This window comes from Rossellomorea aquimaris, assembly GCF_020171925.1.
Lineage (GTDB): Bacteria > Bacillota > Bacilli > Bacillales > Bacillaceae_B > Rossellomorea > Rossellomorea aquimaris_F.
In genome coordinates, this window is record NZ_JAIVAR010000001.1 from 1,423,900 (window position 1) to 1,443,441 (window position 19,542).

General features: G+C 42.7%; 18 protein-coding genes. 2 read left to right on the forward strand and 16 right to left on the reverse strand.

From position 1 onward, the window contains the following. Window positions 1-74 precede the first annotated feature (74 nt). The 5 genes from LCM10_RS07450 to LCM10_RS07470 all read right to left on the reverse strand — a co-directional run bounded on the left by LCM10_RS07450 (window position 75) and on the right by LCM10_RS07470 (window position 6,553). Complete coding sequence (locus LCM10_RS07450) at window positions 75-1,271, reverse strand: M14 family metallopeptidase (protein WP_224875501.1); 1,197 nt, start codon at window positions 1,269-1,271, stop codon at window positions 75-77. 112 nt (window positions 1,272-1,383) lie between these two features. Beyond that, window positions 1,384-3,249, reverse strand: coding sequence for an LTA synthase family protein (locus LCM10_RS07455; RefSeq protein ID WP_224875502.1), 1,866 nt, complete (start codon window positions 3,247-3,249; stop codon window positions 1,384-1,386). 511 nt (window positions 3,250-3,760) lie between these two features. Next, complete coding sequence (locus tag LCM10_RS07460; RefSeq protein WP_224875503.1) at window positions 3,761-4,726, reverse strand: ROK family glucokinase; 966 nt, start codon at window positions 4,724-4,726, stop codon at window positions 3,761-3,763. Window positions 4,727-4,739: 13 nt separating this feature from the next. Further along, window positions 4,740-4,943, reverse strand: coding sequence for a YqgQ family protein (locus LCM10_RS07465; RefSeq protein WP_224875504.1), 204 nt, complete (start codon window positions 4,941-4,943; stop codon window positions 4,740-4,742). A 152-nt stretch (window positions 4,944-5,095) separates the two neighbouring features. Beyond that, entirely contained in the window at window positions 5,096-6,553 is a 1,458-nt protein-coding gene (locus tag LCM10_RS07470; RefSeq protein ID WP_224875505.1) for a spore germination protein, read from the reverse strand. 141 nt (window positions 6,554-6,694) lie between these two features. Between LCM10_RS07470 and LCM10_RS07475 the strand changes: the two genes are divergently transcribed. Next, the gene (locus LCM10_RS07475) at window positions 6,695-7,576 is read left to right on the forward strand and encodes a hypothetical protein (RefSeq protein ID WP_224875506.1); all 882 of its coding nucleotides are present in this window, start codon (window positions 6,695-6,697) and stop codon (window positions 7,574-7,576) included. Here LCM10_RS07475 and LCM10_RS07480 read toward each other — a convergent pair. From LCM10_RS07480 to LCM10_RS20765, 9 genes are all read right to left on the reverse strand, one after another. Continuing rightward, window positions 7,573-9,138 carry a rhomboid family intramembrane serine protease gene (locus LCM10_RS07480; protein WP_224875507.1) on the reverse strand — a complete coding sequence of 522 codons (1,566 nt, stop codon included), beginning with the start codon at window positions 9,136-9,138 and terminating at the stop codon, window positions 7,573-7,575. The genes LCM10_RS07475 and LCM10_RS07480 overlap by 4 nt on opposite strands. 365 nt (window positions 9,139-9,503) lie before the next feature. Beyond that, complete coding sequence (locus tag LCM10_RS07485) at window positions 9,504-9,683, reverse strand: hypothetical protein (RefSeq protein WP_224875508.1); 180 nt, start codon at window positions 9,681-9,683, stop codon at window positions 9,504-9,506. Window positions 9,684-9,737: 54 nt separating this feature from the next. Next, entirely contained in the window at window positions 9,738-10,526 is a 789-nt protein-coding gene (locus tag LCM10_RS07490) for a DUF92 domain-containing protein (protein WP_224875509.1), read from the reverse strand. Further along, window positions 10,519-11,082 carry a 5-formyltetrahydrofolate cyclo-ligase gene (locus LCM10_RS07495; protein ID WP_224875510.1) on the reverse strand — a complete coding sequence of 188 codons (564 nt, stop codon included), beginning with the start codon at window positions 11,080-11,082 and terminating at the stop codon, window positions 10,519-10,521. Before LCM10_RS07495 ends, LCM10_RS07490 begins: the two co-directional genes overlap by 8 nt. 141 nt (window positions 11,083-11,223) lie before the next feature. After that, a complete protein-coding gene (rpmG, locus tag LCM10_RS07500; protein ID WP_064091498.1) occupies window positions 11,224-11,373 on the reverse strand; it encodes a 50S ribosomal protein L33 in 150 nt (49 codons plus the stop codon). 57 nt (window positions 11,374-11,430) lie between these two features. Beyond that, entirely contained in the window at window positions 11,431-12,012 is a 582-nt protein-coding gene (locus LCM10_RS07505) for a hypothetical protein (RefSeq protein ID WP_224875511.1), read from the reverse strand. A gap of 6 nt (window positions 12,013-12,018) precedes the next feature. Next, window positions 12,019-13,026, reverse strand: coding sequence for a nucleotidyltransferase family protein (locus tag LCM10_RS07510; RefSeq protein WP_224875512.1), 1,008 nt, complete (start codon window positions 13,024-13,026; stop codon window positions 12,019-12,021). Beyond that, window positions 13,023-15,329 (reverse strand): glycosyltransferase family 4 protein, encoded by a 2,307-nt coding sequence (locus tag LCM10_RS07515; protein WP_224875513.1) that lies wholly within the window; start codon window positions 15,327-15,329, stop codon window positions 13,023-13,025. The genes LCM10_RS07510 and LCM10_RS07515 overlap by 4 nt, the downstream gene beginning before the upstream one ends. Next, a complete protein-coding gene (locus LCM10_RS20765) occupies window positions 15,326-16,021 on the reverse strand; it encodes a DUF4912 domain-containing protein (protein ID WP_224875514.1) in 696 nt (231 codons plus the stop codon). Before LCM10_RS20765 ends, LCM10_RS07515 begins: the two co-directional genes overlap by 4 nt. Before the next feature lie 365 nt (window positions 16,022-16,386). Between LCM10_RS20765 and LCM10_RS07525 the strand changes: the two genes are divergently transcribed. After that, entirely contained in the window at window positions 16,387-16,734 is a 348-nt protein-coding gene (locus tag LCM10_RS07525) for a hypothetical protein (protein WP_224875515.1), read from the forward strand. Window positions 16,735-16,841: 107 nt separating this feature from the next. Here the strand turns inward: LCM10_RS07525 and LCM10_RS07530 are convergent, their stop codons facing one another. After that, a complete protein-coding gene (locus LCM10_RS07530; RefSeq protein WP_224875516.1) occupies window positions 16,842-18,590 on the reverse strand; it encodes a methyl-accepting chemotaxis protein in 1,749 nt (582 codons plus the stop codon). 168 nt (window positions 18,591-18,758) lie between these two features. Further along, window positions 18,759-19,418 (reverse strand): phosphate signaling complex protein PhoU, encoded by a 660-nt coding sequence (phoU, locus tag LCM10_RS07535; RefSeq protein WP_224875517.1) that lies wholly within the window; start codon window positions 19,416-19,418, stop codon window positions 18,759-18,761. Window positions 19,419-19,542 lie beyond the last annotated feature (124 nt).

Here is a 19,542-nt window from a genome sequence, read left to right on the forward strand (position 1 = left end):
TCCCACACTGAAAAATCTACTATGTTCCCTTCAAAAAAAACAGTAAAAATCACCTATTTTTCTTATTTCACCCTTCATTCATACCATCTATACATCGTGACAAGAAAAATCCCCAATGTATCTCGATAAATCTCATCGAATTGAGACAGCGGAAGCGGATTGATTCCTTTTCCCAACTCGAGTGTAAACGCCGCTTTCTGAAACTCTTGAATATACCAGTCTTTATAACCTGCATAACTGTCTATATACCTAACCGATTCATACCCACTTACTCTAGAGAAATCTTTCGCTAGGCGTTTTGATTCATCCGGTTCCAAGCCATCATATCCCCAGTAAAACTCTTTTCCTTGTGTGTGTAAAGCAAGCAATCGATCGAATTCTTCTTCTTTTGCAAGGTTTGCCATCGCGATTGCCTCGGGTTCTGAAAGGGGCTTATCACCTGGGAAATCCCTCGGGGCTGGTGACTTCGGTTCCTTTCTCTCTTTTTCGATTTCCCATTTAGCCGGAAATTGATTATTCAGATCCACCCCTCTGATATTTGCCTTCCATCCGGTAAAATCAGTGCTTCCGCTATTCATTTTGAGCAACTGATCTTTCAAATTGGCAGGTGGTCCTTTCAACACAAGATCTACCCCGTCCGGGTTGACCATCGGGACGAAAGAGATTTTTACATCCCTGTACACCAATGGGGTATACACCCCCCTAATCCGTCCCGAATTTGTCAATGATAACAGATATTCATTTATGAATGTCATCAAGACTGACGATGTGATCCACTCATTAGCATGGAATGATGCATCCATATGAACCTTTTTCTTTCCATTGCCAATCTCAACTTCATATAGGGGTTTCCCCATTACGCTTTCTCCGATTGAGTTCAACCTAATGAAGGGATATCGTTCTTTCAGTCTTTCAAGGTCCTTCTTCAGCACTTCCGATGTGTAAGCCTGCCTTCCGTTAACAATCGGCTTGATGACCCTCGAAGGCAAATTGACGGTTGCCCCTATATTCAATGTGTTAGGATTTATATTTTCATTTACTAACAAGACAGCATCCACACCAATATTTTTTTGAAGGGCGAGGTTCCAGAATGTATCCCCCTGTTGGATTGTATAACGTTCCTTTACGAATCCCGGTATCTCCACTTCCGCACCGATCTTCAAGTCATCGGGATCCAATGAAGGATTTGAGTCGATCAGTAAATCTATTGGCAAGAAAAAAAGTTGACTGTAGTACCAGAATGTATCGCCTTTTCTAACAGTGATTTTCACGGATATGACCTCCCTGATACCATCCTTACTTACTCATATGAAAGACTCCATGAATCATGACAAAAAAAAGCTTGCGAATTCAATTCGCAAGCTTTCTTACCAGTTATTGATCTTAATCCCGGTATTCTGTTTCTTCGTAGAAACGAAGCAGGTCTCCGTAGATGATCTTGTCGGAATACTCTAATTCTTCAGTTGCACGTTCTTGGTATGGTTTGCAGTATTTCATTTCGACTTCTTCTTCTGTACCCTTATCCCAGCATGTTTCACCGGCATATACATAATCCTTTGTGATGAAGCGCCCATCCCTCAGGATTGCGAAGTCCTCGTGTTGGTCAGAGAAAAGGTCTGCACCGAATTGGATCTCTTTCTTTGTGTCGACTCCCATCAGATGGAGAATCGTCGGTTTAAGGTCGATTTGACCGGAAACTTTGGAAATCGTCTTCCCTTCTTGTCCAGGAACATGGATGATGAGCGGAACCCTTTGCAGCTGGGTACTCACAAAAGGAGTGATTTCCTTTCCTAGATACTGACTCATGGCTGTATTATGGTTCTCGGAAATTCCATAGTGATCACCGTACATTACGATGATGGAATCTTCATACAAGCCTGATTCCTTCAAGTCGGAAATAAAGTTTTTCAATGCTTCATCCATATAACGGACGGTTTGGAAGTAACGATTGACTGTACCATCCTTTGATGTATACGGTTCAATCAATTGATCTTCTTCATCCAACGTGAAAGGATAATGATTTGTCAGTGTAATCATCTTCGTACTGAACGGTTTCGGCATTTCCTTCATATGCTCGACGGACTGTTCAAAGAACGGGATATCCTTCATCCCCCAGTTAACAGAGTTTTCATCTGTCACTTCGTAGTCCTTCAATGAATAGAAACGGTCATACCCCAGTGAATCATACATGATGTCACGGTTCCAGAAACTCTTATTATTAGGATGCATGGCTGTTGTGTAGTAACCATTTTCATTTAGTTTCTCTGTCATTGATTCGAATTCATTACCTGAGTGGGTAAAGAATACCGCACCCCTGTTCAGTGGATAAAGTGAATTATCGAGCAGGAACTCGGAATCAGATGTTTTCCCCTGCTGTGTTTGATGATAGAAATTATCGAAATAGTAACTCTCACCGATGAAATCATTCAGGAATGGTGTGATTTCCTGTCCGTTCACTTCTTCATTGATGACGAAGTTCTGAAGTGATTCCATTGATACGATAATCAGGTTCTTGTTTTTCCCTACACCAAACATTTCGTCATCTGGCTCGATGTAACTTGCTCTAATATAGTTATCAATCCCTGCAAGCTCACTTCCGTCTGCCAATGCTCTCTGTGCAGAAGACTTCGATTGAAGGAAGATATCGTACAAATGATAATTGTATGTCCCAATATTCTTTACTAGCATCTCGCGGTCGAACGTCCTTGTCAGAAGCTGAGGCCTTTCCGATTCAGAGAGGCCAAGGTTAAAGAACATAAGAGCAGTCGCAACAAGGAAATAGGCCCTTCTGCTCGCACGACTGTAATTACCAAGCGAGAACCCTGACGGTATAAGTTTGATCAAAGCGATCAAGATGATGACATCAGAGAAATAGAACAGGTCCTTCCAGCTCATGATTGCACTCGCACTTCCTCCGAGATCAGAGAAGTTGCTTGTTTGGAAAAGAACAGGAAGCGTCAAGAAATCATCAAAGAATCGATAAAAAACAACATTCCCATAAAGGATGAATGATAAGATGAAGCTCGTGATGATCACATAACGGGTCCGGGACTTATCCTTCTTCATCAATAACCCGATTCCGAAGATGAAGAGTAAGAAACTTAGCGGATTCATAAAGAGGATGATCTCTTGAATTGTGTTTTCTATTTTTATATCAAAGCTAGTTTTATAGACGATGTACGTTTTGATCCAAAGCAATAATGCCGCAATGACGACAAGCGGAGCCTTTGGAATCTTTTTATTATTCATTTTGTTACCTCCTTGCTACTTACGCTGGTCCTTCGTATGTAACATAAATTGTAAGTTATTCCCTGGTAAATTAAGGGATTTCTAAAATAGAACCATGAGTTATCTTAATACTTTTTTTACAAAACGTCAAACCTCAATTAATACCAATAGGTTAAAATGATATTTTACACCTTATTCTCCTACCCATCCTATTAGACGTATGAAACAGTAAAAAGTTTCATCCTGTCCCCATTATCTAAAAATGATTCTTTAGCACCACAAATATGCTCTACCTCTGCTATCAAAACACGACATGTTACCCACTAGTCCGGTTGTCCGCTAACATTAATACGTTTCAGAAAAGCTCTATTCCCAAAGTTTGTTGTGATCTTTTGGATGCCTCTGTTAGACACCGCTGCCCAATTCCGTAGGTTGTCGGATTTTTTCCATATGAAGGACTGATTTCACTAACTAGGCATGTGCCCTAAACACAAAGACAAAAAAAGAGCGCCAAAAGGCGCCCCAGTTTCGTTTATATTTTATTCTTTACCAGCCATGCTGCCCCGATCACTCCAGCATCATTTCCGAGCGTGGCAATATTCAAATGAGTAGAAGTCCTAACCGTCGGGAAGGCAAACTGTTTGAAATAGTCGTTCACCCCATTCAACAGAATATCACCGGCCCTTGATACTCCGCCTCCGATCACAATCTTTTCCGGATTCAATACATTCCCTGCATTTGCAAGTGCCAGGCCAAGATAAAAGGCAAGCTGATCGACTACTCCCTTTGCAAGTTCATCATTATTTCTAGCGGCGTCAAACACATCTTTTGCACTGATTTCACGCTTTTGGTTGCGTGTATCTCTTAGAACCGATTCAGTTGAGGTCGAATCCAATTGTTCATTTGCCAGACGGACGACACCGGTGGCAGAAGCGACCGTTTCCAAACAGCCAGTTTTACCGCAATTACACTGAAATCCGCCTTGGGGCACCACTGTAATATGGCCAATCTCACCGCCGGCACCCCTTACGCCATGCACAACATCACCATTGGTGATGACTCCTCCTCCAACACCTGTGCCAAGTGTGACACACACGAGGTCCTTTGCACCGTCTCCGGCGCCTTTCCACATTTCTCCGAGTGCAGCACAATTGGCATCATTGTCAATGACAGCCGGGAGTCCTGTTTCCACCTCCAGGAGGTCTTTCAATGGAGTATTTTGATCCCAGCCAAGGTTCACGGCTTCGTAAATAATCCCTTTTGTCACATCAACCGGACCTGGTGCACCCATGCCGATCCCGACCAATTTATCTTTGGATTGATCAAACTCGCCCAATTTCCTGTCGATGGCTTTCGCTATATTGACGATGATGTTCTTACCGTTCTCAGAAGTATCCGTGGGGATTTCCCATTTATGTAACAATTCACCGTATTTACTCAAGAATGCGATCTTCGTCGTCGTACCTCCGAGATCTACACCTACCAGCCATTTTTCCATCTTAGAATCACCCTTATTCTTGTTTTTCTTTTTCTATCGCTATTTCCTGCCTTAATATCAGCAAAGCTGTCTGGAAATCCCTCGTATCGATCAACTGGGACTTGTACAACTCTTTCAGCTCGTCTTCCATCAACTGCAGGTCTGAAAGACGATGTCCAACATAGATGATTGTCCCATATGATTTAAGGAACTGTTGGATATCATAAATCGTTTTCATTCTTACACCTGCTTTCTTTCTTCACCTTAAAGTATATGATAAAAAGGCAGTGTACTCAATTCTTTCTTATCGAAATAAAGGAGAGCAGATTGAAATAAAAAAGAGACTTCCTACAGGAATAAAACCTTAAGGAAGTCTTCATGCAACACCTCTTAACGATCGGGATCCCTCGGATGAAGGAAACGCGGCCTCCGATTTTTGAGAGGGATCGGTGACCTCAGGAACACGTCCCTGAACGCACGGAAGTTAAACGGAATGAACGGCCACATATAAGGGATGTCGAATGATTTCATCCGTGATAATGCAATCAACCAGAGAAAAGTGCCCCCTACAAAACCGTAGACTCCAAATAAGGATGTCGATGCGAGCAGAAAGATCCGCACAAGCCTGTTCGCAAGGCTCAACTCATAACTTGGAGTCGAGAATGTACCGATTGCAGCAATCGCAAGATATAAGATGACTTCATTGACGAATAACCCGACTTCCACGGCTACCTGACCGATCATCAATGCGGCCACCAGCCCTAGTGCCGTCGCAAGGGAAGAAGGCGTGTGGATGGCCGCCATCCTGAGTATGTCTATTCCGATCTCAATCAATAGGAATTGAAGGAATAAAGGGACTTCTCCGGTTTCAGTCGGCCCGATGTAACTGAATTGTGCAGGGAGTAAGTCTGGTTGTACCGCAAATAAGTAATATAGCGGAAGCAGGAAAATGGAACTCCAGACCGCGATGAACCGAACAAATCTTAAGTAAGCCCCGACAGTCGGCTTATTGCGGTATTCCTCCGCATGTTGCAGATGATGCCAAAACGTCGTCGGCGTGATCATGACGCTCGGTGAACCGTCGACCATGATGATCACGTGTCCCTCATAAAGATGAGTGGCCGCTGTATCCGGCCTCTCCGTATATCTTACCATTGGATAAGGATTCCAATGCCGCCCGGAAATATATTCTTCCAGTGTTTTTTCGCCCATTGGAAGTCCATCGGTATCAATCTTGGAAATCGAGTCTTTGATCTTTTTTACCAATTCCGGGTCTGCTATATCCTCAAGATAGGAAACAACAATATCCGTCTTTGACCTTCTCCCGACCTGCATGTACTCCATCCTGAGAGAAGGATCCCGTACTCTTCTTCTTGTCAATGCGGTATTGAAGACGATTGTTTCAACATATCCGTCCCTCGAACCCCGTACTACCCTTTCTATATCCGGCTCCTGCGGCCCACGTACTGGATAGGTCCTGGCATCGATGATGATGATCTTATCGATTCCATCCACCACTAGTGCGGTTGGACCAGCCAGCACTAAATCGACAACTTTATCAAGGTCGTCAACCTGTTCGATCTCAATATAAGGGATATACGTTTTCAACAATTTGTGTAACGTGTTTTCTTCCAATTGATCCGGATCCAGACCTGATAAGAGTTTCATCAAATAATGCATGATGTCATCTTTGACGAAGCCATCGACCATGAACATGGCCATTTTTCTTTCGGCATATTCTAAATCCAGCTGTATGACATCGAAGCTCTTATCGACAGCCAGCACATCTTTCAAATATCTTGTATTCTCTTCAATCTTTATAGAGACAGGCTTTTTTTCATTTGTCATCCAGCCCTCACTCCTCATCCATTAACATGTTTTACCACTTTACCATCCTAGACAATGGAAGGATAAATCATACATGGTAACATAATTAACCACTCGCCGGCATATGAATGTAGCACCGGACAAACCATTGGAGTGAAGCTTATGAAACAAAAGGTCATCCATGCTCTCCCCTTTTTGATTTTCATGGTCATATTGGCCATCGGAATCGAATTCATTTATAAACCCCAAACCCGTGAAAGCATCATTTTTTTCCCGATCAACGAGGACGTTACCTATGAATCTGCGAGTACCCTCCTCACACTTCAACCTGAGAAGAAAAATCAACATTATGAGGTGAACTGGAAGACTTCATCTAAACTTGATACACCCGCATATCTACGTCAGGATGTCGGATTCCTATTCATCAATGGACGTTTGAAGGGAAAGATGAATGAATGGGAACAGGACACCGATCAAATCGTCCAGGAAGAGACGATCAAAGGAAAGGAGAGCAGTCTCTTACAGGCACTGTCCTTTCATTATTCCGAGATTCATGATGATGATGAAAAGTATACAAGCTCACAAAAGATGACCGAGGACCGCCTCTATGTAATAGACTCCAATTTCAGTCCATTGAACTCTTTCAGAAAGCCTGGCAATGATGCAGAGAAAGAGTGGAAGAGCATCCTGGATCGGGTTTCGTCACAACAACTGGACTTCTTGTGGGAGAAAGGCATCGAATCTCTTGGGATACAGGTCGAAGAATACCATGCGTTCCCACTCACAGAGCTCCCTGCCATGGAAAATGAGCCTCTAGAAGGATTTGACAAGATGTCATGGGAGAGATTGATCGGAAATCTATGGGAGGGTTTATATAAAAATTATTATTTAGGAATTAAAAAAGAAGATGGTACCATCGTTGATTCCCTCGACAGCACCATCCCGTTGATTCTGATCAAAAAAGATAAAAAAGAAGTCCTTGTACTCTTGATTGATAACAAGGGAGCCCCTTCATTATTAAAGCAACAGATTCCCGTCCTTTAATTCCGTTCCTTTAGTTGATTGATAAGTTCCTTATATTTTTCTTCTTGATTGTTTAATTCATAGGCTTTTTCTGCATGAATCAAGGCGTCATCATATTCGCCGCTATCAGCCAAAAGAAGGGCGAGGTTATAATGTGCTTCGTGAAAATCGTCCCTCTTATCGAGCGCAGTTATCAGGTTATCCTTCGCTTGGAGCGAGTCACCCAGCTTGATTTCTGCATAAGAGAGATAAAAGTAGGTTTCTGCATTCGGGGAACCATTGTCGACCACATCGCTCAATAGTTTTTCAGCTTCCTCCCATTCCTGGTTGGAAATCTTCTCCTGAGCCACACCATTTAAAGTATTCACATCCCACTCGGATGGGGATGCCTGCTGATCGTTCACATAAAAAGCGCCGACCAGTAAAACAGAAAGCAAAAGGACCAGCAACTGCCTTACCGGGCGTAAGACCCCTGGCACACTGACGATACCTGCAGCCAGAAAACCACCGGTCAGCCCTCCCAGATGTCCCGCATTGTCAATGCCCGGGATTGTAAATCCGAAAGCCAGGTTCAGTATAATGACCGCGATGATATTCGTACCCATTGTCCTGAAAAAGATTTTCGGATAAAGAACACCAAAATATAGTAGTGCGCCAAAACATCCAAAAATGGCGCCACTTGCCCCTGCAGAGAGGTTGGTTGTAAATAAATAGCTGGCAAAAGATCCGGCAATCCCGGATAGCAGATAGATGAGAACAAATCGGGTCCTTCCATAAATTTTCTCAACGGCCGTCCCTAAGTAGAAGAGGGCAAGGGTGTTCATTAGTAAATGGAGCAATCCAATGTGCAGAAAGATCGGTGCCACAAGTCTCCACCATTCCCCTTCGATGATCAACGGATTATACTTGGCCCCATATTCGATCAAGGTTTGGGGATTTTGGCTTCCTCCATTCATCTCCAAAACTAAAAACATGATCACCTGTATTGCCATGAATAGATACGTGAATAATGGTTTTCCTCGTTGAAATAACTTCCTTTCTGTTTGAAGTTGTTCATTCGATGCACTTAAGGCATTATTCTTCATCCATTCAACATGTGCTTCGAGTACATCCTCCGGAAGGTCCCAATCACCTTCACTGAATAAATCATCGTTATTAAGTGTTTCCGTTCCCGCAGCCTCATCAACCAACAAGGATTCTATGACGTTTCGTTCTCTTTCAGTTGCTTGCACCCCGAATAAATTACCCTCATCATCCACCGGAGGGTAAGTCGATATGTACAGATTCTTTAGTTTCAGCCTGCGCTTATGTCTTTTTTTTCGAATGCGTTCTGCATTTTGCGACGTCAACTCGATATCCCTTTTCACCCAGCCTCCCCAGTCAAGGTCTTTCAGGCGTAGCCTGATGATGTCAGGCTCTTTCAATTCGGTCGATTCCAGCCAAATTTCGTCTTGCTCCCGTGAAAGGTTCAACACCCTGTATCGTTTATGTTTGATAAGATAATGGGTCATTTTCCAAAAGAGGTAATGATACTTTAAATTCACTACATCCACTACTTTCCATTGATTTACAGGATGTCTCATTCCTGCATTCTGATTTAATGCTACTATACCCTGTCTATTTTTACGATGTAAAGCTATTAAGATGCTGGAGTGAAAACGCTAAAGAAAATGAGGTTGGGATATAGTTAGAAATCAACATATAAAATCGAACAAAATCAGTTCCAGTTTTTAATACCGCTAATGATTTCCGTATAAGACTTCGCCTTCCGCGGGTAGCCCGTGAGCGTCCTCGCCAAGCTGAGCCCCACTCCAATCAATCTCTACATAGCAGTAAAATCTAATCGTATACTTAAACAATATAAAAACCCGAACTAATTTGTCTCTCAACAGACTGATTAGTTCGGGTTTCATTTTGTCTAAAACTTTTTGTCCCAGACTCTTTTCTTTTAGCGGAATGTACTTTGAATGAACTTCGAGCGAAGTCCAGGGATGCTCATTGCTCCCTGTACAGCAAAACGGCGTATAAAGTTATTCCCTAGAAGCAAATTGAGTATTCGATATCGATTTGGAATCAGCAATAAAATCAGGCTGCCCAGTACGATCCATTTCGTCCATCCGTTCATCATGATCCCTCCTGGGTTTAGTTTGATACTTCCTCCCCCAGTTTATCCATTGTTTTTTCAAAGCGAATAGAACGGAAGGATGGACAGTCCCGCAAGAAGACTTGAAGCGAAATTGACACTTTCGTTATCCACCCATCCGATTCCCTTGCTTTTTACCGTTTTCGTACCACAGTGTGAGGTAGCCTCTGTCTTACCATTGCATACAGGACATGTAAACTCCACTTGTACATACGCGCCCGCTACCGTATCAATGAGGTTGCCCACGAATCCTGCAGCACTGATCAATAAGAAGATTCCCCATTCGAAAGGACCGATAAGAACCATGAAGAGAATCGCGATAAAGGATGAACCTGTAAAAGCAGCAAGCGTACCGATGTAAGACACAGCACCTGATGTCCCTTTTTCCACTCGCTTGAACGAGCGGAGGGAAAAAGGCGGATCACTGCTCAATGGGCCGATCTCTGATGCCCAAGTATCAGAATTCGCAGCCGCAATCGCTGCGCCGAATGAGACAAGCCATACACCTTCTCCCGTAAAGTAATATAGGAGGATGAAGATGGCGGCAGGACCTCCATTAGCCAATACTTGCTGCCAGTCTCTCACAGACGATTTTTCCAAACGTCCCTTGATCTCTTCTTTAGATTGAGAAAAAAGCTTCGACCAGATGCTGGAGCTCAGAAAGAATGCACCTACTAACAGTAGGGCTTTCCAATCATAAGAAAAGGTGAGGATCAAGCCGAATACAAAAGCGGAAATGCTTCCGGAAATACTTAAGTTCTTAGTTTTCCAACCACCGTAAGACACAAGCACGATAAAGAGGATTGTGAAAGCAAGCGATTCATTCACAGTGTAACCATCCGTCTTCACTTATGAGCTTTGCTACCGGGATATCAAATGGCTCAACGGGCAGTGTCTCCACAATCTGCTCTGTGAAAGCCAAGGATAGGGTATACCCTTCGTATCCAGAAAGGAACCGGTCGTAATACCCGCCTCCGAATCCCAAACGGTACCCGCTTGAAGTGTAAGCAAGCCCGGGGACGATGACTGCATCGATCTGTTCTTTATGTATTGACTCGCAAATGGTTGGCTTCGGTTCGTAAAGGCCATAATAGACTTTTTCCAGAGATGTAAATGAATCCAGTGCATAAAAGGATAACTGTCTCGTTTGCGGTGTGCACTTGGGTACACAGATGGTCTTTCCCTGCTCCCAGCCTCGTTTGATTACATTCCATGTATTGACCTCCGGAGCTTTAGAAACGGTGACTGCAATCACCTGACTGTCCGACCATTCCTCTGAGCGAAAAAGCCTTTGCTCTATTTTGTGGCACTTTTGTTCATATTCTAAAGTGGGAATTTCCTTCAAAGTCTCAAGTTGTTTAGCTCTCAACGTTTTTTTATCCATGATTGCCCTCCTCTTAACTACAAATTATATCAGCAGTCAGAACGGTATCTCACCTTGTAACTTTTAAGCCACCCAATAAAATCTCTTTCGCCTTAGGAAAAGCTGATGGCAAAAAAAAAGCAGCGGATAAAATCCGGCTGCTTACTTCGTTTCGCGGTGAAGAGTCACACGCTTTAATTTCGGGCAATATTTTTTTAGCTCAAGACGGTCTGGGTTGTTACGCTTGTTCTTAGTAGTAATATAGTTACGCTCACCAGTTTCTGTGCAAGCTAAAGTAATGTTTACACGCATTATGATTTCCCTCCAAACTTCTCTATCTTCATCTATCCATACGACTTTTCTATAATATCATTTTTCCTGCTGAAATGCTAGTCCGTTTTTTATTCTCTCGGCTAAAATTGGTTTTTCTCCGTGCAAACCCTCTTCAACCGCGAATATTTTCCCTTGTTTCACTTCAAATGGCTTGAATGTATATTCAAGCATATAGGCCATCATATGGAGTCCGTTTGTTATTGGATAGTAATGAAGAATGCCCGTTTTTAAGGACTTTTTCCAGAGTTTGAGCCCTTTCAGATTCAACGGATAAAGTGTTTTTTTGACATTGTCTGCACACGTCACCACATTGGACATCGCCATATCCTGTTTCCGGTAATTGTAGAATGCATCATTAGAGAGGGAAAGGACACCGATCGTTTCCTCGCAACATGCTAGCCATTCCACCAGGAAGAACACTTTTAATTTCCTCGTTTCTTTTGTAACATTTTCAAATTCAAATGTTAACGAATCCCCACATTCCTCTGTTCCTTTAGAAAGATGGACGTTTATCCCGTTAAATGAATGCTCGAGTTTTTCGAGAGGTATATACGAATTGGCTTCCTTCCAGGCGATTCCTTGAATATGGAATTTGTTTGGTTTTTGAAAATCATTCATCAGCCTCTACACCTTTTGCCATGTTTTTATTTTTTTTCCGTAATACCTGGCAAGCTCCCTTGCTAGATTCTCGCGCTCCGCTTTCGAGTAGATGATGAAGCCCCTGTCTGGATCGCTTACGATTCTCGTCCAGCCCCCATCCCGATGTTCGATCATGAATTCCTCTTCATCCGTGGCAGGAACCGTTTCCAGGAGCTTAGCCATGACGAATGGCTTTTTCACTTTCGGGCAGGATACTTGAACCCTGGTGATGAATGGGGCCAAGATCGATGGATCCATCATCGGAAAGGAGCCTGATATGCGTTCGGGTGCGAATTGTCCCCTCAATAAGTCTTCACGTGCCTTTTTATACTCTTCAGGATTACCGATATCCCTCCAATATGCATTTGTCTTATACACGTATACCGACTCATGATTATCTAAAAGGCGAGGGATGAGATCTTGACTGAAATCCATCGGACCCTTGCGAGCGTATTTCTCAAGTAAGAAAGGCTCGACGATATATACGCCGGTATTCACTTCGTTACCTTGCCAATGTGCAGGCTTCTCTTCGAAACCTATAAGTCCCCTATTTTGATTGGTCTGGCATACACCATACTCTCTCGGGTCGGCCACTTCCTTCGACACCATCGTCATGGCCGCCTTCTTTCTTCTATGAAAGTCGATCACCTTATCGATTGGAAGATTTGTAAAGGCATCTCCACTTAAGACTAAGAAAGGCTCTTTTAGAAGATGTTTTGCAGAGAAGATCCCGCCTGCCGTCCCTAGGGGTCTACGTTCCTCGAGATAACTGATATTCACATGAAATCGGCTTCCGTCCCCAAAATATTCTTTTATGCTATCGCTTTTATAGCAAGTGGTTATGAGGATATCTTTAATGCCGTATGAATGCAGCAGATTAATGCTATATTCAAGGATCGGCTTGTTCATAATCGGAACCATCGGCTTTGCAACGGTAATCGTATAAGGCCTCAGCCGCTTCCCTTCTCCTCCTGCCAGAATGACGGCTTTCATCGTCGCAATCCTTCTACTTTTGTCTGAAGGAGGACATCTTCGTAAACATGCATTGTCCTTTCTGCAATCCTCTCCCAGCTGAACATCGACTGCGCCAACTTGAATCCGACTTCGCCCAATCGTTCAGATTTTCCCCGCTCATTCATCAATGATTGAAGAAGAGCATAAAGATCATTTTCATTGTCTGGCTGGAACAACAGGCCGCTCTGCTCATGCTTTACAATGCTCTTCAGTCCGCCTGTCTCGGATGCCACTACACCCTTTCTGAAAGCCATCGCTTCCAGAGCAACGATTCCAAATGGTTCATATAGACTTGGAAAGATGACTGCGATACAGTTTTTCAAGTAGCTGTTTCTCTCTTCGTCCGATATGAAGCCGGTGAAAATCACCGTGTCTTCAAGATTGCCTTGTTTCACCTGCTGACGATAATGATCAAGCATTGGACCTTTTCCTGCGATGATGAATGAAATGTGATGTCCATCATTTTTCATAAGTGCAGCAGTACGGATCAATGTTTCGAACCCTTTCTCATGTACCATCCGTCCGACCGAGAAGAAATAAGGCCGGTCCACACCAATCTTTTGAATGGACTGAACGTCTACCATGCGTTCAAGTTCTACGCCATTTGGGATCACCTCAATCGGTGCCTCGAAGGTAAACAAAGACTGCACTTCTTCCTTCATATGATCACTGCAAACGATTAAATAATCGGAAAGGGAAACCAGCAGCTGTTCTTCACGATGGATTTTCTCTTGAAGTTCGGTATGAATTCCTTGATTCCTTCCATGTTCGGTCGCATGGATCGTTGTAATCAAGGGCAAGGAGTAATATTCCTTCAGCTTGATGGCAGATGTGGATACGATCCAATCATGGGCATGGATATGAGTGATCCGTTCTTCTTTTATCAGATCATGTGCATATTGAATGAAGGATTGATTAAGGTCAAAAACCCACTTGAAGAAATTTTCTTCATATGGATGCAATGGATGGACCCGATGGATCGTCACTCCCTCTATTACTTCAATGGCCAATGAATCCTTGGACCTTGCCGTCAGCACATGGACTTTTTTTCCTTTCCTGACGAGGTTATTAGCGAGGTCGTATACATGTCGCGACAGTCCACCTACAATATTCGGGGGATATTCCCAGCTGAGAATCAAAACGGCATCCCGGCTATCCTTGTGTGGTGATGATGGCCTGTAATCAGAGATTGCCTCCAAAATGTCATCCGAAGGAATTTTATTCTGCTTCAGCTGATGTTGATAAAGGGGATCCTCCGTTCTTCCATCCATGATTAAAGTAATGACTTGTTTGAACCGATCAATTTCGGTTATGCCGCTGTCAACCCGATGCAATAAAGAGATGAATTCCCTCATGATTTGATGATATTCTTGACTGTTTACCACCGTTTCCGACTTCACTCTCTCCAAGATTTCTTCCAATTCGTGAACCTTCCTGATTTCCTTCATTTGAGCATCTTCTATAATCGGCTCTTGTTTTTCCATGCCGATATAGCCAAATCCAACCCTCGCCAAGGAAGCGGAAGCATTGATCCAGTGTTGAATGGAAGTGAGTGTCTCTTCATCAGTCTCTTCTACCATAGTGCCTAAATGCAGAGTCGCATGGGGAACTCCAAATGCTTCGTTCTTGTCCCCTTCATGAACCGGGATTAAACTCAGACCTCTTGGACTTCTTAGGATTCTCGCCCCAACTTCTTCTTTCTCGCTGAAATCGAAGGAAAAGGAAGAGATGAACGTTGCCTTGATCCCCTCTTTAAGAAGGTAAAGATCAATCCCAGGGACATATGCAGCTTTTGGAAGCCAAAAAAACTCAGGGTCTACCCCTAGATACCTTTTGTATAATTCAACACTTGCCCTCACTTGGATCTGCATGGAAGTGGATGTCCGGTAATGGGTAAGAGGAAGGCTGTTCACAGTCGTTGGAATGATGAGCGCCTTTCCTTCTTGAACGATCCCCTTATATGCCTGAGCCATGTTTTTATTCCATTTCAACCACTTCGAATATAGAAGGACCGCTTTCTCTTTCTCCTCTTGGTAAGCCCCGATCTTTTCTTCAAGGAATTGATCGACCGCCTCCATATATTCATTTGAAGTAAAGATGCCGAAGACCAGAGGATTCAAGATGATCGAAATTGGCTCATCTTCATTTCCTTCGAGGAAGTCGAGCAACTTCACATGCTCATTAAATAGTTTGACGTGTGCCTGTCTGGATTGTTCGAAATCATCCCACCCCATGTTGCCCTCGAATACAGGTTGGAATATGAGCGTTTGATTGTTGTTCATGATTCATCCCCCTTACTTGTCACATAATAAGAATAGGTGCTGACGTGCTCCACCCATTTAGGTTCACTGATCTTCCCCTCTTCAAACGCCCTTAACTCTTTCATGCCGCAATAATCGACAGCCTCTGAGACAATGGGTGTATGAATGACATTCGATCGCTTGATGGCAAGGAATTCACCTGAAGGCAACCGGAGACCAAGATCGACACAGTAACTCCTATTTTCTTTAAGTCCGTTCAGGAACCAGTCGCACTCATTGTGCGGTACATAACAGTCCATATATGAATGATGATTATGTCCATTGAAGATGATCGAAGTGATGTCATACACTCTCAGAACGAATGGAGAATGGGGTTCCAGGTTGAATTGAGAGCGGGTATGCTCAATCCACTTCTGTGATACATTCCAGTAACAATACACTCTTGAAAAAGTGGAATATGTAATCATGAAGTCATGGGCTTCCGGTACGTCCAACCTTCCAGGCCGTAAAGCAGCTCTTTTCTTCATTTTCCCCGTTCTTTTGGCAGTCGTTTTTACTACTGCCTTCACAGCTTCCGCCCCTTCAGCACTGTCCGTCATTTTCTGATGTTTCACCCATTGGTATTGAACCTTACCAACAGTCGTTCCCAGCTCTTTTGCAATTTTTCTGAACGATATCCCTTGTTCCCTCATTTTAATGATGTCATTTAACACGGTTTCCGGACCTCCCAGCAATAAAAAGATAGTATATGAACTCATTTAAATATTATGACAATTCATCCTTGATTCAATCGTAACACCGTATTCAAAAACCTACAATAAACGCATTTTGTCGTATCTTGTTAAAGACGCTGAAATCCAGATTTAGAGGGGAAGATGATGGAATATTCTTCATGATCCGAGTCCAAACATGAAGGTTGAAGCGTTTTCATTTTACAACCGACAATTTTCATTGAATTTACGCCACGGGAATGCGACAAATTATTTAGCGATTTTACAAATTATTCTTATCCTTATCTAGAGAAGGTTGAACTTCTATGCTATAAATAAGAAAGATCTATTTAGCATGGGGTGATTTTTTGGAAGTTTTACTTACGAGTTTACTAGGGATCTCCATCCTTCTATTCATTCTGTCTTTTTTTCAAAAGGACAGATACTCTGAGATTGAAAAAGAAGTGGAAGAACTGTCGATGACGATCCTCCAGGAGAATTATCAGCTGAAGAAGCGATTGAAGGTATTGGAGGAGGAACTGATGCTTGATGCAGATGCGGGAATGAAACGTCCTGTACCGGTTAAAAGAACGGTGCATGAAGTGGTGAGGAACCAGGTGATCGCACTTTATCAACAAGGGATTCCGCTTGATCGAATCGCGAAACAGTCAGCCCTTTCCAAAGCAGACGTACAGGACATCATTTCGTCTCTATAAAGGTGCTAAGGTCTGCTTAGAACAGAGATGAGTGCCTTTTTCCATAGCTTCTTACAATCTGAAAGCCTGGCTGTCACGAAGATGACAGCCAGGCTTTACTTGTAAGGTCAAGATGTTTTGAACTTTTTCACCAAGTTGGATAGTTCATCAGCTTCATTCAGCAAATTATCTGAATTCATGAACATGTTCTCTACCATCACATGCTGCTCTTGAACAGAAGATGAGATCATGATGGTACCGCCATTCAGTTCTTCGCCCAGAGTCGATACTGCCTGAAAAGCTCCGCTCATCTGAGCCTTACCTTCATTAAGCAAATCAATACTATTAGAGATATCAGAAATGAAGCCTGCCATTTCTTCAACTTGCTGTTTTATATGATTAAAATTCTCTGCGGAAGAATAAATCAGCTCTTTTCCTGATTGTAACTCTACATAACCTTTTTTTAGTGAAGTAGACACTTGTCCGGTGGATGCTTGTACATTCTGAACAACCGCATTGATTTCAGTAAGTGATTGTTGCACATTCCCTGCAAGTTTTCTCACTTCATTCGCCACCACAGCAAATCCTTTTCCTGCATCGCCTGCCCTGGAGGCTTCAATTGAAGCATTCAGTGAAAGAAGGTTTGTCTGAACGGCGATATTCTTGATCGTTTGAGTCAACTGGCTGATCTGTTCCACGTTTTCTTCCATCTTATCCATCATCGTATATGTATTCTTTATGGTCCCGAACATGCGCTCAAGCTGGTCCTTGGTCTCTTCCATCGATTGGTACCCAGATATGGTCTTAAGCCTCACCTGTTCAGATGTATGCGAGAGATTCTTACTCTTCTTATCAACATTGTAGAGCTGTGAATCAAATGTTTCATTGCTGGTTGAAAGTTGAAGAGTGGAAGCCGCTTGCGTTTCTGAGCTTTCCGATAATTGGCTCATATAATCGTTCAGTTGCAGGGAGGACTGTTTCACCATATTGGCCAGATCCTTCATGCCCCTGCTCCCTTCATTCACTGAATTCGCCCCCTTATTAATCCCTTCTACCAAATCTCTTAAGCTTGAGACCATATCCCCGACCGAACTACTCAATTGACCAAGTTCATCTTTTCGATCTTCTGGTAGTACTGATGTGGCAAGCTCTCCCCGTGCCACAGCATTTGTTACATTGAGGATCGACTGAATTCTGTCTTTTATGTTCTTTGCTACTAAATGGACAAGGATGGCACTGATCAACGCAGCTGCCGCGGCGGTAACAATCAGCCAAATCAAATAGGTGAGAACAGCGTTTTCCGACTGTTGCATTACCTGTGCTTGATCCTTCACCGTATTGTTGCGTATCTCTGTCAAAATCTTATTATTTTCATTTCTTAATTCACTTATTTTCTTCCTGGATTCCGTATAAATCTCTTCATCCAGTCTGACGACTGCTGGAGCCACTTCTTTTATAAAGAGATCATCAATTCGTTTATTGTTCTGTAAGACCTCTTTTAGCTTCTTCTGTTCCCCTTTTCCTGAAGAATCCATAGCGTCATTCATTTTTTTATTCAGTTCGTTTCTTAACTTTCGATATTGTGATAAGTCTTCTTCATTCAGGAAGGTTATGTAATCAGCGATTCTAATATCTTTCGCGTTGATCAACCTTCCGATTTCAGTCACCTGGATTGATCGGTCCCCTGATTTCTTGATCAGGTGCATGTCCTGCAATATGCTGTTGGTCGAAAAGACAGCAAGCCCAATGGAAATAAGAAAAAGGATGGAACTGCAAAGGAACGTATAAGCAAGTTTTTTCTTGATGGTCAATGAGTTAAGTAAACGCCCCAAAGCTTTATGAAACCGTATTGTTCGTTGTTTAAATAGGCTCTTCATGTTATTCTCCCCTCGGAATCATGACATTTGATCTATTTAAAATATGTACCAATCCTCCCTTGATTTCCATACTTACGGAACAATGTTAACGAAATCTTTACAAGGCGTTTACAATCGATGGGAGCTAAAGAAAAACACCCTTCCATCTGAATGGAAGGGTGTTGAAGTTTAATTATTGAGGTCAAATCGTTCTCCTGTAACGAGGAAGATGACATTTTCACAAATGTTGGTTACGTGATCGGCCACTCGCTCGATATATCGGCAAGTAAAGGCAAGTTGAGTGATCTGACTGATTTCATTTGGGTATTGAGGGATATAGGTCATCAATTCCTGTACAAGTTTTCCGTATAACTGATCTACTTCGTCATCACGATCCGCAATCTTTCTGGCAGCAGCTGCATCTTCTTCATAAAATGCTTTCAGCGCGCCTTCAAGCATGTCCTCGGCGATGGATAACATTCTTGGGATTTCCTCGATCGGCTTGATCAATTTTTGGTCACCGATATGGAGGGTGGCTTTGCTTATATTCGTGGCCATGTCCCCGATCCGTTCAATTTCAGAACAAATTCTTAAAGCAGAGATGATTTTTCGTAAATCCGTGGCTACCGGAGATTCTTTTGCTATCAATACGATTGCCAGGTTATTGATTTCATTGTCATACTTATTAATTTGATGATCTCTTGCAATGATTTCTTTTGCTTTATCGGTATCTTGATTCCTTAATGTTTCAATCGACTCACGCAAAGAACCTTTTGCCAGATCAGCCATTTCGAATAATTTTTCTTTTAATTCTTTTAAGTTGTTGTCAAAATGCTTCCTGTTCACCATATATCCGTTCCCCTTTTCCATGACATTTTGTGAATGAATCCTGTTTCTTTATCCCGATGATTTACCCTTTCGATAAACAAGGATCGAATTCCTCCCTGGATCATTCGGTTTCAACAAAGGGATT

Bases quoted from the DNA above. Each gene is read 5' to 3' on its own strand.
- LCM10_RS07515 (WP_224875513.1), bottom strand. From the start codon at position 15,329: ATGAACAACAATCAAACGCTCATATTCCAACCTGTATTCGAGGGCAAC.
- LCM10_RS07530 (WP_224875516.1), bottom strand. From the start codon at position 18,590: ATGAAGAGCCTATTTAAACAACGAACAATACGGTTTCATAAAGCTTTG.
- rpmG (WP_064091498.1), bottom strand. From the start codon at position 11,373: ATGCGTGTAAACATTACTTTAGCTTGCACAGAAACTGGTGAGCGTAAC.
- LCM10_RS07455 (WP_224875502.1), bottom strand. From the start codon at position 3,249: ATGAATAATAAAAAGATTCCAAAGGCTCCGCTTGTCGTCATTGCGGCA.
- LCM10_RS07510 (WP_224875512.1), bottom strand. From the start codon at position 13,026: ATGAAAGCCGTCATTCTGGCAGGAGGAGAAGGGAAGCGGCTGAGGCCT.
- LCM10_RS07470 (WP_224875505.1), bottom strand. From the start codon at position 6,553: ATGACAAATGAAAAAAAGCCTGTCTCTATAAAGATTGAAGAGAATACA.
- LCM10_RS07505 (WP_224875511.1), bottom strand. From the start codon at position 12,012: ATGAATGATTTTCAAAAACCAAACAAATTCCATATTCAAGGAATCGCC.
- LCM10_RS07480 (WP_224875507.1), bottom strand. From the start codon at position 9,138: ATGAGACATCCTGTAAATCAATGGAAAGTAGTGGATGTAGTGAATTTA.
- phoU (WP_224875517.1), bottom strand. From the start codon at position 19,418: ATGGTGAACAGGAAGCATTTTGACAACAACTTAAAAGAATTAAAAGAA.
- LCM10_RS07465 (WP_224875504.1), bottom strand. From the start codon at position 4,943: ATGAAAACGATTTATGATATCCAACAGTTCCTTAAATCATATGGGACA.
- LCM10_RS07495 (WP_224875510.1), bottom strand. From the start codon at position 11,082: ATGGATAAAAAAACGTTGAGAGCTAAACAACTTGAGACTTTGAAGGAA.
- LCM10_RS07485 (WP_224875508.1), bottom strand. From the start codon at position 9,683: ATGATGAACGGATGGACGAAATGGATCGTACTGGGCAGCCTGATTTTA.
- LCM10_RS07475 (WP_224875506.1), top strand. From the start codon at position 6,695: ATGAAACAAAAGGTCATCCATGCTCTCCCCTTTTTGATTTTCATGGTC.
- LCM10_RS07460 (WP_224875503.1), bottom strand. From the start codon at position 4,726: ATGGAAAAATGGCTGGTAGGTGTAGATCTCGGAGGTACGACGACGAAG.